8 protein-coding genes and 1 CRISPR repeat array are annotated in these 16649 nt (G+C 68.5%); of the genes, 3 read left to right on the forward strand and 5 right to left on the reverse strand.

Annotation, left to right across the window (positions count from 1 at the left end):
• The first annotated feature begins 24 nt into the window (after window positions 1-24).
• Window positions 25-4929: direct repeats of the CRISPR family, unit length 28 nt; unit sequence GTCTTCCCCGCGCACGCGGGGGTGGTCC.
• Between the two features lie 728 nt (window positions 4930-5657).
• Complete coding sequence (locus ABZS66_RS12500; protein ID WP_354757215.1) at window positions 5658-6221, reverse strand: hypothetical protein; 564 nt, start codon at window positions 6219-6221, stop codon at window positions 5658-5660.
• 502 nt (window positions 6222-6723) lie between these two features.
• Between ABZS66_RS12500 and ABZS66_RS12505 the strand changes: the two genes are divergently transcribed.
• Entirely contained in the window at window positions 6724-8097 is a 1374-nt protein-coding gene (locus tag ABZS66_RS12505) for a 3'-5' exonuclease (RefSeq protein ID WP_354757224.1), read from the forward strand.
• Between the two features lie 380 nt (window positions 8098-8477).
• Window positions 8478-8777 carry a DUF3375 family protein gene (locus ABZS66_RS12510; protein ID WP_354757216.1) on the forward strand — a complete coding sequence of 100 codons (300 nt, stop codon included), beginning with the start codon at window positions 8478-8480 and terminating at the stop codon, window positions 8775-8777.
• Between the two features lie 294 nt (window positions 8778-9071).
• Here ABZS66_RS12510 and ABZS66_RS12515 read toward each other — a convergent pair whose 3' ends face one another.
• From ABZS66_RS12515 to ABZS66_RS12530, 4 genes are all read right to left on the reverse strand, one after another.
• On the reverse strand, window positions 9072-9596 hold the full coding sequence (locus tag ABZS66_RS12515; RefSeq protein WP_354757217.1) for a DUF3592 domain-containing protein: 525 nt from the start codon (window positions 9594-9596) through the stop codon (window positions 9072-9074).
• Between the two features lie 37 nt (window positions 9597-9633).
• Window positions 9634-13008, reverse strand: a complete 3375-nt coding sequence (locus ABZS66_RS12520; RefSeq protein ID WP_354757218.1) for an RHS repeat-associated core domain-containing protein — start codon at window positions 13006-13008, stop codon at window positions 9634-9636.
• Between the two features lie 438 nt (window positions 13009-13446).
• A complete protein-coding gene (locus ABZS66_RS12525) occupies window positions 13447-14325 on the reverse strand; it encodes a hypothetical protein (protein WP_354757219.1) in 879 nt (292 codons plus the stop codon).
• Between the two features lie 610 nt (window positions 14326-14935).
• Window positions 14936-15901, reverse strand: a complete 966-nt coding sequence (locus ABZS66_RS12530) for an SDR family oxidoreductase (protein ID WP_354757220.1) — start codon at window positions 15899-15901, stop codon at window positions 14936-14938.
• Between the two features lie 37 nt (window positions 15902-15938).
• Between ABZS66_RS12530 and ABZS66_RS12535 the strand changes: the two genes are divergently transcribed.
• On the forward strand, window positions 15939-16541 hold the full coding sequence (locus tag ABZS66_RS12535; RefSeq protein WP_354757221.1) for a TetR/AcrR family transcriptional regulator: 603 nt from the start codon (window positions 15939-15941) through the stop codon (window positions 16539-16541).
• The last annotated feature ends 108 nt before the right edge of the window (window positions 16542-16649 follow it).

Consider the following 16649-nt stretch of genomic DNA (forward strand, 5'->3'; position numbering starts at 1 on the left):
GCGGGCGTGGGAGATGCCGTCGACGTCTTCCCCGCGCACGCGGGGGTGGTCCCACGGTGAGGTGGACGTGGTCGGTGTGCTTGTTGTCTTCCCCGCGCACGCGGGGGTGGTCCGCACAGGCCGCGGGCGTGGGAGATGCCGTCGACGTCTTCCCCGCGCACGCGGGGGTGGTCCCACCGAGTCGGGCACGCGCCGCAGGCGGTTGCGGTCTTCCCCGCGCACGCGGGGGTGGTCCGGCGGCACGAGCGGCCCCGAGCTGTCCAAGAAGGTCTTCCCCGCGCACGCGGGGGTGGTCCCACGAACGCGGAGCGGTTGTGGCTCATCAGGTGGTCTTCCCCGCGCACGCGGGGGTGGTCCGCACGGCGCCCCTGCCGAAGCCGCCGATGCGCTGTCTTCCCCGCGCACGCGGGGGTGGTCCGACCCCGCCGCCCTGCTTGTCCGGGCGGGGCGTGTCTTCCCCGCGCACGCGGGGGTGGTCCGTTCACCGTCCAGCCCAGCGAGCTGCCGAGCTGGTCTTCCCCGCGCACGCGGGGGTGGTCCCTGACCCCCGAGGAGGACGAGGCGTTCAACAAGGTCTTCCCCGCGCACGCGGGGGTGGTCCGGCAGTGCGAGGATGGGCGTCCGACGGGGGCGCGTCTTCCCCGCGCACGCGGGGGTGGTCCGATGTCGGTCACGGGTACACCACCAGCGCACCTGTCTTCCCCGCGCACGCGGGGGTGGTCCCGGGTCGCCACCTCGGCCGCCGGAGCGGTGGGTGTCTTCCCCGCGCACGCGGGGGTGGTCCCCCGAAGCCAGCCTGCCCACCGTCGTTGTTGGCGTCTTCCCCGCGCACGCGGGGGTGGTCCTTCGGACCAGGCGCGGAGGTGCTGGCCCTGCTGGTCTTCCCCGCGCACGCGGGGGTGGTCCGGAGCCGCTGGGGCGGCACGATCAGGGCGAGCGGTCTTCCCCGCGCACGCGGGGGTGGTCCGTGGCAGCGGGTCGACTCCGAGGGTCACAAGACGTCTTCCCCGCGCACGCGGGGGTGGTCCGCAACTGATCCAGTCGTATCGCATCCACAGTGTGTCTTCCCCGCGCACGCGGGGGTGGTCCCGGCAGGTACAGAATGAAGTGGAATGAACCGCCGTCTTCCCCGCGCACGCGGGGGTGGTCCTACGATCGCTGGGATCGCCTGGGAAGAAAGTGGGTCTTCCCCGCGCACGCGGGGGTGGTCCTATGCGAACGGCAATGGCAGTCCCCCGAGAGACGTCTTCCCCGCGCACGCGGGGGTGGTCCTGGGTCGACGACCTACAACACCAAAAAGCTGTTGTCTTCCCCGCGCACGCGGGGGTGGTCCCCCGTAGTCCTTCGAAAGCTTCGAAATCCACAGGTCTTCCCCGCGCACGCGGGGGTGGTCCGCCGAGGAGCCCGGTCACCGACGAGAGCAGTTCGTCTTCCCCGCGCACGCGGGGGTGGTCCGCTCCTGCCCGCGGTCGAGGCCATCGGGCAGGCGTCTTCCCCGCGCACGCGGGGGTGGTCCCACGGCGGACACCGTCTTCGTCTCCACGGCGTTGTCTTCCCCGCGCACGCGGGGGTGGTCCGGGCATGATGATCTCGGCCTCGGCCCTCGACGCGTCTTCCCCGCGCACGCGGGGGTGGTCCCTCCTTCGGGATGGTGTGCTCGGTGCCGTCGATGTCTTCCCCGCGCACGCGGGGGTGGTCCACACAAACCGCGCTCGTGCGAGACACCATCGACGTCTTCCCCGCGCACGCGGGGGTGGTCCTCAGGGGCCGGCGAGTCGACAGGTCTGCGGACCGTCTTCCCCGCGCACGCGGGGGTGGTCCTCAGAGCATGGGCGTCGGAACCGCGCGAGTCGGGTCTTCCCCGCGCACGCGGGGGTGGTCCCGGTGGCGGTCAGGGTCCGCGGTCAGTGCCCGAGTCTTCCCCGCGCACGCGGGGGTGGTCCGGCCGCGGCGCCGGCGAAACGCGCGACCAAGCGGTCTTCCCCGCGCACGCGGGGGTGGTCCCCGACCGGGACAAGTGGATCGCCGTTTTTGGGTGTCTTCCCCGCGCACGCGGGGGTGGTCCCCAGTGGCGGCACCAATAGCTGGTGGATGGAGAGTCTTCCCCGCGCACGCGGGGGTGGTCCCAGGAGGCCGGTCGAGATGACCACCAGCACGCTGTCTTCCCCGCGCACGCGGGGGTGGTCCGGTCGACTTGTCGTACTCGCCGCTGTAGTCGTCGTCTTCCCCGCGCACGCGGGGGTGGTCCTGCGATAGCCCTTGCCATAGAGCTTCAGCTGAAGTCTTCCCCGCGCACGCGGGGGTGGTCCCTTGTCCCGGAACGCCACCTCGTGGTCGGCGTAGTCTTCCCCGCGCACGCGGGGGTGGTCCGAACCCGACACTGAGGTAAGGGGGCGACCGGTGGTCTTCCCCGCGCACGCGGGGGTGGTCCATGCGCGCCGTGGGAGCCGGTGAGGGTCACACCGTCTTCCCCGCGCACGCGGGGGTGGTCCGGCGGTCGAGACGGCCCGCCCGGTCGCCGCGAAGTCTTCCCCGCGCACGCGGGGGTGGTCCCAGCCTGAATGTCGTTCTGAAGGCGGGTCGCAAGTCTTCCCCGCGCACGCGGGGGTGGTCCGTCGCCCGTCTTCCGACACACCGAGCGTTGGCCGTCTTCCCCGCGCACGCGGGGGTGGTCCCATCGAGTCGATGGTCGCGTCAGGCGCCTGCTTGTCTTCCCCGCGCACGCGGGGGTGGTCCGACGAGGTCGTGCTCCGCGTACACCGGCGCCATGTCTTCCCCGCGCACGCGGGGGTGGTCCGGCGGCGAGCAGCAGCTCGCGAGCCGTGGAGTCGTCTTCCCCGCGCACGCGGGGGTGGTCCCTCAAGGTCAAGGTCACCGGCACCCGCGAGGGTGTCTTCCCCGCGCACGCGGGGGTGGTCCACGATCCTCGTAATCAATTGCCCTACCTCCAGCGTCTTCCCCGCGCACGCGGGGGTGGTCCGGGGTGGGACACGCACACCCCGCACGGGTTCCAGTCTTCCCCGCGCACGCGGGGGTGGTCCCGGGATCACCGCCCCGCCGACGTTGCAGGCCACGTCTTCCCCGCGCACGCGGGGGTGGTCCTGGCATTCGTTCAGCTGCAGCAGGCCTACTTTGGTCTTCCCCGCCCACGCGGGGGTGGTCCTCGGTCACCCGTTACCGGTTCGGCGCCGTTTCCGTCTTCCCCGCGCACGCGGGGGTGGTCCCTGCCGGCGGGGGCGGACCCAGTGACGGACGGCGTCTTCCCCGCGCACGCGGGGGTGGTCCCACCTGACCCCAGTCGCGGGGGACCTGCCGCCAGTCTTCCCCGCGCACGCGGGGGTGGTCCAGATGTCCCAGCGGAAGCAGGGCTACGCCGCAGCGTCTTCCCCGCGCACGCGGGGGTGGTCCGGACTACCCGAAGTGCGGGTTCCCGGAGCCGGAGTCTTCCCCGCGCACGCGGGGGTGGTCCCTCGGTCGCCCAGGTCTCGTACACCTGGTCGCCGTCTTCCCCGCGCACGCGGGGGTGGTCCCGGGTGGTCACGCATCGACTGGCGCTGGATTCGGTCTTCCCCGCGCACGCGGGGGTGGTCCGGCGATCGGCATGTCGATCCGGGCGTGGGTGTAGTCTTCCCCGCGCACGCGGGGGTGGTCCCGCGAGTGCGGGCACGTCCTGCGTGAAGGTTCGGTCTTCCCCGCGCACGCGGGGGTGGTCCCAGGTCACCGAACGGCGGCTGGCCGTCCTCGACGTCTTCCCCGCGCACGCGGGGGTGGTCCGGTTCCCGACCCGAAGCGGTCCCCGTTCGGGCAGTCTTCCCCGCGCACGCGGGGGTGGTCCCTTCGGAGTCGGTGGCGGGTTGACGTGCACGTGGTCTTCCCCGCGCACGCGGGGGTGGTCCGAGCGCTTCCCGGAGCTGTTCCGCAGGGAAGAGGTCTTCCCCGCGCACGCGGGGGTGGTCCGTACGAGCGCATCCGGCAGTACGAGCCGTGACCGTCTTCCCCGCGCACGCGGGGGTGGTCCGGCGGCGGCCTGCCCACCGGCGGTGAACCGGGGCGTCTTCCCCGCGCACGCGGGGGTGGTCCCCGCTCCGCCGGCCGCTTCCGCCAACGCCGGAGGTCTTCCCCGCGCACGCGGGGGTGGTCCCGTGCCCGCCTGCTGGATGAGGTCGGTCCTCTCGTCTTCCCCGCGCACGCGGGGGTGGTCCGAGTGCTGGTGCTCATGCCAGAGCCTCCGCCTGGTCTTCCCCGCGCACGCGGGGGTGGTCCGCGTTCCCCGAGCTCGCGACCATGGCGCTCAACGTCTTCCCCGCGCACGCGGGGGTGGTCCCGTCGTCCGGACGAAGTTCTGCCCGAACCCGGAGTCTTCCCCGCGCACGCGGGGGTGGTCCGGGTTTGGGTGCCCCAGCCCGCGCGCAGTCGCCGTCTTCCCCGCGCACGCGGGGGTGGTCCCGCGCGGCTGGCGGAGGCGATGCGCGCCGAGATGTCTTCCCCGCGCACGCGGGGGTGGTCCGGCCGGCCAGCTGGCCGATCTGCTGCAGGACCGGTCTTCCCCGCGCACGCGGGGATGGTCCCCGCTGGTTCCAGCCGGTCAGCGGCGCGGAGTCGTGCTCCCCGCGCACGCGGGGGTGGTCCTCGCCAGGAATCCTGATTGGCAAGAGCGGCGGCGTCTTCCCCGCGCACGCGGGGTGGTCCCGGGTCCGTGGTCTGCGAGGGGCGTCTCGAGGAGTCTTCCCCGCCCACGCGGGGGTGGCCCCGACACGCCAGCGGCGGTGCAGTCGTCGCGGAGGTCCTCCCCGCGCACGCGGGGTGGTCCGGATGACGTCATGGGAACGCTGTTGGACAACCTGTCTTCCCCGCGCACGCGGGGGGTCCCCGAGCGCGAAGTTGGCCAGGGTCGCCTCGGCGTCTTCCCCGCGCACGCGGGGGTGGTCCGAACCAGGCGGCCCGCCAGCCCAGCACGCGGCTCAGGACTCACCGGACTCACCGACCGGGTCGATGCGCTGGGCGGAACGATCACGATCAGCAGCCCCACCGGTCAAGGCACCAACCTTCAGGTCGTACTACCCCTCGAATGCGGTCATCCGAGCACCGCTGGCCTGGCTCGTCGCCGGTGACCTGCCCATGCTCCTATTCACGCCGACAACGCTCTCGCCGGTACTGATTCTGCTGCCCGGCTTCGGCCGGGGGGCTACCGATGGGTCTCATCGACGGCGACGCTCGCGCCACTGTCGGCCCGGCGACTGCCGGCGCTACCGCTGGAATACTGAACTTCGTCGGCTGAGCAGCGAGGCGCTCGCCGGCGCCGGGTTTGGCGCCGCGTTGAGCATCTGCTGGTCGGTGCGACCGGCGACGCGATCCTGGCTCACAGCGGAGCGGCCGGGGCCCTGGTGCCGCTTGCCTCTACGCGGACAGCTGTCCGACCGTGACCAACTGCAACGCCGCGGCGCCGCCCAAGATGAGTCGTATACTCATGATTCGGGCTGATCATTACACATCAGATGTCGTCTTGCGCTACTTCGCGCTACACCCGCCGGGGTACATGCAGGCCGACTCCGACGCAGGCCTCACCGACCGGTGCTACCCCTCGGCACGCTTCTGGCAGTTGGCCCGCATGCTGGGCGAATCAGCGGGTTTTCGTGCGCCGGGGCCGGATTTCGGTACTAGCGTTGTGGTGGCACAGGGAGCGCGTTGCAGGGTGCGGAGTCGCACTTGCGCTCGTTAAGGGCCGCTTCCGTGCTGTGGCACAGGCTCACAGTCCCGCAGAACAGGAGGCAGCAATGACCGCGGGGATCGCTCATCCGATTCATGAGCACCACGGCCACATCCACGGCCCGGGCTGCGGGCATGATGCAGTCGAGCACGTCGGCCACGTTGACTACGTTCACGACGGGCACCAGCATCACGCCCACGACGGGCATTACGACGAGTGCGCCGTCGGAGATCATTCCCCCTCCGAACCGCACGACCATGAACACGGCGATCACTGTGGCCATGTCGCGGTGCGTCACGGCGATCACGTCGACTACATCCACGACGGGCACGTTCATCGACAGCACGAGGGGCATTACGACGAGTGCGCCTCCGGGGCGCATGTGATGGCCGAAGAACACACTCACGTACACGGGGGCGGATGCGGCCATTCTCCCGTTCTGCACGGCGACCATCTTGACTACGTGCACGATGGGCATCGGCACGCCGCCCACGAAGGCCACTACGACGAACACTAACCTTTTGAATCACGAGGCGTCGACATCTGGTTGACGCCTCGCCCTGGAGGCTCTGGAAGCCCGCCCAGGTGCCGGCCGCCCGTCGAGCGTGGCATGCCGACCTCGCGCGGAATCTCCCACACTGCCGACGAGGCGACCCCCGATCCCGACCTCGAACAACTCGCCATGCTCCTCGTCACCGCAGGCAAAGCCCGCCAACCTGGTCGCTCTCTCCCCCGTTACCCCCGAAGATCACTCGCCTCTCGGCTGATCAGCAGCCGCGGGTCACCCCATCCACCTCGCGTACAGCGGCGTCGTCGACGGCCTGGTCGTGGCCCAGCCCGGCACCGCCTGCTCCGACCGCCTCAAGGGCGAGCTCAAGGGCGAGCGAACAGGTACAACCTCGTCGAGATCGCCTGACGGTCGCGATCCGCCACTGGACCGCCGACCGCTTCGCCACCCATGACTGCGCCCGCTACACCCGCGAGGATCACCACGGGAGATCGGGCATGCGGACGTCCTGAAGATGGTGCCGCAACTGCTTCTCGAACGGCCGCTGCTAGCCCGCGTCGTCGCTGCCCGGTACCCGCTCATCTTCGTCGACGAGAGCCAGGACACCGAGACCAACGTCGTCATGGCACTCATCCATACTTATCGCACCACTCAAAGCGACTTCTGCCTCGGCTTCTTCGGCGACCCGATGCAGCAGATCTACGCCACAGGCGTCGGCCCGGTGCCGCCTCAACCTGACTGGGTTTGCATCAACAAGCCGCAGAACTTCCGCTCGTCACGCCGCGTGCTCGAGGTCGTCAACCGTGTCCGCGCCGCCGCCGACGGCGACCAGCAAACACCCGGCCGGGCGGACGATTCGACACCCGACGGGCACGCATACTTCTTCGTCCTCCCCGCTGACGCCGACCGCGCTGACAGCATGGACGCCGTCCGCCGCTGGCTCGCACTCCGAACAGCGAACGACGGATGGCTCAGCGACGCCCCAGACGGCGCCAAGATCCTGGTTGCTATGCACAAGCTGGCAGCGCGGCGGCTCGGTTTCGCCAACCTGCACGACGCGTTCCACCCACAGAGACCCCCGGCCATCGCCAAAGCATTCACCGACGGGGCCGCATGGCCAATAGCCCCGTTCGTCAACGTCATCCTGCCGCTGAGCGAAGCGGCCGACGGCGGCGCACAGCTCCGAACCCTGCGCAAACACAGTCGTCTCTTCCGCGACGACCTCACAGAAGCGGGCAAGGTACGAGCGCGTCTGACATCGGCGCGCGCGGCCGTCTCCGAGCTGCGCAACATCGTCGCGGATGCCGGCCCCGCTTCAGCCGGTCGAGCACTCCGATTCGCATACGACAACGGTTTGATCGATCCGGTCCCGCAACTCGCCTGCTACCTCGACCCAGACGGGCCCCACCGCGACCAGATCCTCAACGACAAGACCCGAGAGATCCTCGACGCCTTCATCACCTGCGACATCCGCGAGATCGAAAACTATCTCCCCTACGTCAACCGCCAGTCGCCCTACTCCACGCAGCACGCAACCAAGGGCGCCGAATTCCCACACGTCATCGTCGTTCTCGACGACGCAGAGGGGCCGCTGCTCGGCTACTCATACGACAAGCTGCTCGGGCTGACAGAGCTATCCGCGAAGGACCGCGAGAACGTCGCGAGCGGCAAGGACAGCGTGATCGAGCGAACCCGACGCCTGCTGTACGTCTGCGTCTCGCGCGCTCGGGACGAACTCGCCGTCGTTATCTACACAGGCAACGCCGAGGCCGCGATCTTGAACCTCAAGGTCTCTCAGCTAGCAGACCAACCGCTCACGTTGAGCGAGATCCACAACGACTTGGCGCTATTTGGCGAAGACCTCGACGGCGCGAGCGGCTAGCTCAGGGCTTGACATGCATGAACGCCGATGAAAACTCCGTCGTTAGCGGGCGAGCGTCGCAGGTTGCCGACGGTCGAATCATGATCGGCTCGAAGAGAAAGTAGTTGCTGTACCCCAGCGGCGGTGGAGGGCGACACTCGGCCTCGACCAGCAGGAGGGTGTCGGCAGAACATATGTACGATTGATTTTTTGTCATACCCGGCTGGCATCATCATTTGCGTGTTGGCGATGTCGACGGGATGTCATATGGGCTGCGGATGCGGACCGTGCAGGCGGGTCGACGCTGAACCGCGACCTGACGCACGGCCCAGCCTTCTGGGCGGCATGGTTGATGCGAGGTCGCCGTGGGCGGGCGCTCCGCCGTGGAGGTGTTCGGACCAGTGACCGACATCGTCGGTGAGCTGGCGAGGGTTGGTGGTGCTTTCGACCAGCCCACCCTCACGCTGCTGTACAAGAGCCATGCGAGGGTCGTAATCGCGATGTTCCGTGGCGCGTTCACCCGAGACAGTCGCAGTGTCCCGGCCGCGCGGCTGCACGCTCAGGTCGACACCTATCTCGATCACCTGCGCAGAGTCGGTATGAGCATTGACGGCGCCTCCCCTGCCCATGGTCCGGCCGACGGCTGGGACGATCCGGAGCGGGAGCTGAGTTTACGTTCGCCGTTCTACCGAATTTCGTAACGGCCATCCAGCGGCGAGCATCTGGATGCCCGATCAATGTACGGCGAGCCTACCCGCAAGCATCACAACGTCAATAACCCAATCGACGATGATGTGCCACTTCTCTTGCTTTACGAGTTCGCAATCCGCCCACGTAATCTTGATCCAAAAATCAGACCTAGTCGCAATTGAGGCAAGTCCAATGAAAGCTACCAGGTACGACTTACGGTCACGCTAGATGGCCATGTGACACAGAAGCAAGGTCAAGCCGGGCGCTCATGCCTCCGATAGTCATGATTGTTGTGCCGATGCACTTTACTTACGTCGACTTCGCCACGCCGAACGCGCCGCGATCAGCAATCCAACAAGGACGGCGCCCGTTATAACCGTGGCCAGCCATGGTGCCGGCTCCGACGTTTCGCGAACCGCCGAGCAAGGATCAGATTTACGGTAGTGCACTTCAGACAGGCCGCCGATCTGAATTGCCCGAGGCGGCGGGTTTGAACCCGAGTCGATGCGAGATTCGCAACTAACCCCGGTGATAGTCGTGAACCGGACGGTGTACACGCGCCGACCTGGGTAGTTGGAGGAAATATCGACAACTTCCCCGGGGACAGTGCCGCCGCGCAAGTCATCCACGCCCTGCCACACGGACAGGAGCAGGGCTATCGCGACGCCAATCGCGCCCACCGCCAGCAAAGCAAACGATGCCGTGGGTCCGAAAACCGAGCGATTACGACGCATACTGGAAGCACATGGGTGCATTGTTCGGCCGCCAGCACTTAGGAGACCAATGACTCCAAAATTGCTTGCCCAGGGAAAAATTCCGGCATTCAGCATCCATTCAGCATCCACTCTCTACGAAACCGCGATCGCTTCAATCTCCGGAATACCAGAGAATCACCGTGCCGCTTTCTCCTCCCGCGGCCCCACCAAACTTTCCCTTGAGGCCGAGACCTGCCTGGATCGTGCCGATATCGCGACCATCCTCCGTCCGACCCCAGGCATAGCTGCCACCGACGGGCCCCGCGCCGAAGTTAACCGTTTCGAACCCGCCTTTCTGATCTCTAATTGACCCATCTGAAGCCAGAAGCTCCAGACCGACCCCTCCACCAAACTGCGGACCCGAATTCGTTCCACCTGAAGCCCAGAGGCCCCAACCACGGCCATCGAATCCGAAGCACACCGACCCATTGCCGCCGTAGTATGCCGCAAGCCCAGGCGACAGACATATGCCGTACGTTCCGAGACCCGGCTTCGGGTGGCAATCGTACATGCCGGTACCGGCGATAACGGTGCAACCGCCGCTCTCGTACTTGACGGCCAGTTGGCTGAGTGGCACGAATGCTGAGCCTGAGCCGTCTGGTAGCGGGACGACGATGAGTCCTGTGTTGCTGCCGTTGGGTAGCTTGAGCGGGCCGGTGGTCCACGGCCGGGTTCCGGGGTCCGGGGGACCGTTGCCCCACGGAAGCTCGACGGGTCCGATCGGATCAGGAAGCGAACCAGGGTTGGGCACGCCCGGCTCGACGTATCGAGGGTCCTTGTAGTTCTGGCACGTGCGCGGCGCCACGCAGGCCGGCGACCCGCCGCCGTATGGATCGCGGTAGCCGCAGTTCCTCGTTTGGTATAGAGAGCACGGCGGTTCGTAGGCGCCGCCGTCGAGGAGAGCGTGGTCGGTCCACAGGCCGGTCGGATCGGACGACGTTGTGGGATTGTTGCTCGCGTAGGCGTATCCGTTGATCTGTTGGGGATTGGTGTAGTCCACGACACGATCGTCGGAGATGAACCGCCCGGTGGCGGGTTCGTATTCGCGGGCGCCGAGGTGGGTCAGGCCGGTGTTGTCGCGGATGCCGCCGACGAAGCCGTGGGGGTTGGGCCAGGTGGGGTCGGTGCCGCGGGGGTTGCCGAATGGGTCGGTCTTGCGGCGGGTGGCGGTGAGCGTGGTGCCGTCGATGGCGAGTTGGCCGGTCCCGTGGTGGTCGGTGATGACCCAGGTGATGCCGGTGGTGGTGCGGGTGGACTGCCCGATGTAACGGGTGCACGTGGTGGTGGTGCCGACTTTGCGGAGTTCGAACCCGGGGAGGTAGACGGTGACGCCGGTAGGGTCTTTGCTGACGAGGCGGTTGCCGTCGGCGTCGTAGATGTAACTGGTGACACCGGCACTATCGGTGACGGTGGCCAGACGGCTCATGTCCCAGGCCAGGGTTTGGTCAGGTTGGCCGGCGATGCTGCGCGTGAGCATGTTGCCGGCGGCGTCGTAAGTGTAGTTGTCGGTGCCGGTGGTGTCGCCGGTGGCGGTGACGCTGCGCAGGGTGTGCCGCTGCCCGGTTGTCGGGTAGAGATACTCGCGGGTGGTCTTGGTGCCGGCCAGGGTGTAGCGCTCCTCGAGGGTGCGGTTGCCGGTGGCGTCGTAGACGTAGTGCAGCCAGTACGGGTCAGGACCGCCGACCACGCCGGTGGACGGGCCGGATCCACAGGTGCTGTTAGCTGTGGTCCAGGCGTAGGTGAGCCGGCTCAACCCGTCGTAGTTGAAGCACTCGCTGGACACGGTGGCGCCGGCGTCGTCGATCTCCCTGATGTACTTGACGTTGCCGGCATTGTTGTAGCCGTAGTTTTGGGTGAGCCGCTGCACCCAGTCGTTCGGCGTCGACTGATTCTCGGTCTCGACCTTGTTGCTGGTCAGCCGTCCGGTCGCCTCGTCGACCGAGGTCGTCTGCAGGACCCGTTTGGTGCCGTTGCCGTACATCTGCTGGTAGGGCGCGCCCCAACCGTAGTAGCTGGTGCCGGCGACATACATGGCGTTCGGGTCGCTGCCCAACGTGAGTGGCCGGCCGGTGTTGTCGTAGGTGGTGGTGACTGTTTCGGCTGGCAGCCCGCCGGCGGCCGGGTAGGTGACCGTTGCGACGGATCCGTCGACCTTGTAGGTGGTTGACGTTGTGTAGTTGCCGGTCGGCAGGCCAGGCAGGTTGAGGCTCGACGGGATGGCGGTGGTGGTCCCGAGGGGCCGGTGGCCGTTGTCGTAGCCGTTGATTGTGGTGGTGTACGCGTCGATGCCGCTGTTGCCGGTCACGTAGCGGGTGGACGAGGCGAGCTGGCCTGTGCCGTTGTTGGCGGTGTCGTAGGTCCACTTCGCCCGTTGGAAGCCGCTGGTGGTGGTGCCGTCGTAGAGGCCGATCTTCCGGCCGAGCTCGTCGTACTTCATGGTCATGCTGCTGCCCGGACGTGCGTCGGTGACCGTTGTCGGCCGGCCGGCGAGGTCGTAGCTGGTGGTGGTGGTGGTGCCCTTGTCCGGGTCGGTAGTGGACTCGACCTGGCCAAGCAGGTTGTAGTCGGTGGTCCAGGTGTTGCCGGACTGGTCCTGGACCTGCCTGAGGCGGTCGAGCCGGTCGTAGGTGTAGGTGGTGGTTTGGTAGCTGCCGGTGGGTACGTCGCCGAGGTACTGGCGCAGCTCGGTCGTCTTGCCCCGGCCGTTGACGTAGGTGGTGGTGGCGGTGCCGCCGTCGGGGGGCGTGACGGTGGTGAAGTTCCCGTCGTAGTCGGTGGCGGTTTGCCACTTCAGTGCGTTGGCGGAGTACAGCGCGTCGGCGGTCTGCCGCCCGAGGGTGTCGTAGGTGTAGCGGTGCTGGTTCTTGACCGCGGTGTCGGCGAAGTTGACGAGCCCGGCGGCCGGAGGAGAATCGACGTTCCAGAACGTGGTCGTCTGGGCAGTGAGCCCGCGACCGTCGTACCGGGTGTCGGTGACGATCCGCCCGCCTTTGGCCTGCGGTGCCGGCGCCTGGTGCTGCCGCTGCCGCAGGTTGCCGTCATACAGGTCGTAGCTGGTGATCCCGCTACCGTTCGGACCCAGCACCGTCGTGGCGATCACATTCATGGTCGACGGGCCCGTGTACAAGCTGTAGGCGTAGTGCAGATTCGCTGTGGTGGTGGTGGCGCGGTCATCCAACCACACGTCGGTAAGCCGGCCGAGCGGATCGTAACGGGCCCGGGTCTTCTTCCCGTTGGGATTCTCGATCTGTGTGGTCAAGCCACGCCCCGGGTCGACGAGGGTGGTGGTCGTGTGGGCCAGCGGGTTGGTGACCGAGGACTGGGTGACTGGGGCGTCGGCGGCGGGTGTGTATTGGGTCGTGGTCTTGTGGTTGTTGTCGTTCGTCGGGTCGCGGGTCCAGACGACCCGGCCGTAGGCGTCGTAGCCGGCGTTGGCGCTGTTCTGCCAGTGGAACGTCGCCGGCACGGTGTAGTCGACGCCGTTCAACGCGTCGACCCGGGTGACCAGGCCCTGCCCGACCGGGCCGGTGCCGGTGGTGTTGCCGTCGTAGTAGGTGAACGCGCCGGCCAGGTACGAGCCGGGTCCGTAGGTGTTGCAGGTGGTCTGGAGGGTCCGGCGCTGGTAGTTGACGTGGTAGCGGCCGTTGCCCGGGTCGACGCTGCGGTCGGCGTAGGTGATCTCAGTGCAGCGGTCGTCGTCCGTGTCGGCCTCGTCACCCCAGTCACGGATCAGGGTCGGCAGCGTGTAGCTGTCGGTGTCGGTGGTGGTCTTCGTCCACCGCCACCCCTCGGCCCCCGGCGCGGTGGTGATGTGGGTGCGGGTGCGGGTCTCGACCTCGGCGAAGTTGTACGCGACCAGGTTCCCCATGCTGTAGGCCAGGGCCCGGGTCGCGACCTCGCCGTAGCCGCTGGTCGACGGGCTCCGCTATGGTGCGGGTACCGCATAGATGCGCAGCGCCCAGCTTCCTCGGCGCCACAGGGTCGGTGCGGCGACTCGGCTCCCATCGGGGGAGAGCGCGACCCTGTTGAAGAGCCCGCCAGCCAGCTTCGTGAAGCGCCCGCCGTTGACCAGCCACAGCCCTTTGTCGCCTCCGATCTCCGCGGAGATCACGATCCGTCCGCCCCGCACGTCCATCGCCTCTACGAAGTCGACGCCGCGTCCCAGCGTCATCTCCCGCCCGGCCCCGTTGTGCCGGCAGATCAGCCACGTGCCGTCCGGTGCGGTCTCGTCGGCACCGCACTGTTGACTCACATAGTGGATCGCACCGTCGGCCCCGACGACCGGCAGCCGCGCGTAGTCGCCGCCGAAGCAGTCGTCCGCCGGTCCACCGGTGGTCTTGATCCCACAACCTTGCACCTGTGTGTAGACCATGCCGGTCTCGCCCCCCGTCCAGGCGATGCCCCATCCGGTGGACTCCACCTTTACGGGCTCACCGACGGGCTGGCCGCTGTCGTCGATGCGCCGGAACTCGGCCCTGGCGTCGGTACAAGACACGAGGACACCAAGCTCCCGCTCACCGGTCGGGATGATCCACGTCGGCCGCGCGAACTGGCTGGGAACATCCAGGCACCCCGGAGCCGCGAACGGCACCGTCTCAGGCCGCCCACCGGGCCGAATCCGCATCAGGACATAGTCGGACGACTCGAGATCCCGCGAATCGAACGTGAGGTAGTAGACCGTATCCCCGAGCCAGGCGACGCTTCCATACCCGATGTCGTCGGACGACGTCAACTCGGTATGCGCGTCCCGTGAGCAGCCGCCGACCAGCAGGATCACACACATCAATGCGGACGCCGCTCGCATGCCGCTGACGATATCGCGCGGGACGACGATGGCCGACCCGCACCATCCTTGACCATGGCCGCCACGGTTCGCCACCGGGCAGCGGCCACGGGATGAGGTACTGCTGGTCCGGGCGGAGGCCGCAGCTGACCGGCGCGCTGCGCCCGAAGCCGCGCTGGTCGAAGCTGACGATGTCGTACTGGGCGCGCAGCGCGGCGGGCAGCCGGCCGACCAGATCGACCGTGTCGGACAGGTGCGCGGCCGGCCCGCCTGAGCTGATGACCAGGACGCCGCGCCGCTTCGCGCTGTCGGTGGCCGGTGCCCGCGAGACGTGGATCTCGATCGTCCGTCCGCCGGGCTTGCCGGTAGTCCAGCGGCACCGGCACCGTGGTGCACCGCGCACCGGACGTCCCCACGTCGCAGGGACACTCACTCCAGGACGGTGCCGCGTCGGCGGGTACCGGGACCAGCGTCAGCGTGGCGAGAACTCCGACCACCGCTGACGCCAGCCGTCGGCGGGCGAGTCCGAGCGACCTTGGCTGTGGCATGACAACCCCTCGAGATCGAGTGCGGTTTCCACACTCGACCCTTGTCGAGGTCACGCCGCGCGGACCATTTGCCAAAGGACAGATCATCCGGCGCCGGAGCCGCCCGAGACGGCCAGTGCGGTGCCGGTGAGGTAGGTCAGCTCGGGCGAGGCGACGTTGACGGCGAACGCGGCGATCTCCTCAGGGGTGGCCATCCGGTGCAGGCCGGCCACGTTGCTCCGGCCCCACTGGGCGGCGCCGACCTCCCATGCCGCGTCCGGCACTCCCAGCATGCCGGCGCTGCCCCGGACCAGCGCGGTGTTCGTGGTGCCGGGCAGGATCGCGGTGACCCGGATGCCGGAGCCGCCGTAGTCGAGGGCGGCCGAGCGCACCAGGCCGACGAGCGCGGACTTGCTGGCGGTGTAGATGCTGCGGCCGGGCGAGGTCAGGTTGGCCACCGTCGAGGAGGTGACCAGGATCGTCCCGCCACCGTTCGCGAGCATGTGCGGCACCTGGTACTTGATCGCATAGAAGACGCCCCGCAGATTGGTGTCGATCACGTCGGTGTACTCGGCGGTGGTGAACTCGTGCAGCGGCTTCTCGACAGTGACACCGGCGTTGTTGAGCGCGACGTCGACCCGGCCGAACCGGTCGACCGCAGTGTCCACGAACCGGCGCACCTGTTCCTCGTCACGCACGTCGGTGCGGACGAACAGCCCCTGTCCTCCACCCTCCGTGATCTGCGCCTGGACCTGCGCACCGAGCCCGGCCCGGCGCCCGCAGAACGCCACGGCCGCACCCGCTCGGGCAAACGCGACGGCGGCGGCCCGGCCGATCCCCGAGGTGGCGCCGGTGACGACCACGACCTTGCCGGCGAAGCGGCGATCGCCCTGCAGCACCGTCGGCGCGGGTGGCTCGGCCGCCCGCGCGGCTCCCACCCCGGCCACGACACCGGCGGCGGCACCTGCCGCGAGGCCGACGGTGGTGCCGATGATCGCCCGCCGGCTGCGCCGCCGGGACGGTTCGTACTCGTCCGAGCGCGCCGGCTCATCAATGTTAGCACTGCTCACATTTTCGACCTTACGAGCGAATATGTACGGTGTCAAGATGGCATCCACCAGCGACCGCCCCTACCACCACGGCGACCTGCGCACCGCGCTGCTGGGCCAGGCACGGGCGTTACTGAACCGCGACGGCCCCGAGGCGATCTCCTTCCGGGCCATCGCCCGCTCCGCCGGCGTGTCGGCCGCGGCGCCGTACAACCACTTCCCGAGCCGCCGTGACCTGCTGGCCGCGCTGGCCGCTGACGGCTTCACCGACCTCGCCGCGCGCCAGGAGCAGGCCGCGCGGGACACCCCGCCGGGCCGGGCCCGCTTCGTCGCGCTCGGCCACGCCTACCTGGAGTTCGCGGTCGAGCAGCCCCAGGTGTACCGGCTGATGTTCGGCATCGGGGCGCAGAACTGGCACGACGTCCCGCTCGTCGCGACCGTGAAGGGTGCTTCCATCCGCCCGCTGCGCGAGGCGATCGCTACACACTTCGACGACCCCGCCCGCGCCGAGATCGCAGTGATCTCCACGTGGTCCACCGTCCACGGCCTAGCAATGCTGCTGATCGACGGCACCCTCGACCAGGCCCGCGAGGGCCTCACCGGCACCGACCTAGCGGGCGCCGCCATCCGCTGGTTCATCGAGCAGTCGCTAAGCGCGTAGGTCGCTCCGCGTCGCGTGATCGGCGCGCCGCCACAGGGCGTCGATGTTGTGGTGTGGCGGTGATCGATAACTGAAGAGGTCTCCGGTAGGTGGTTTAGCGACCAAGCA

The sequence above is a fragment of the Dactylosporangium sp. NPDC005572 genome (assembly GCF_040605515.1).
Lineage (GTDB): Bacteria > Actinomycetota > Actinomycetes > Mycobacteriales > Micromonosporaceae > Dactylosporangium.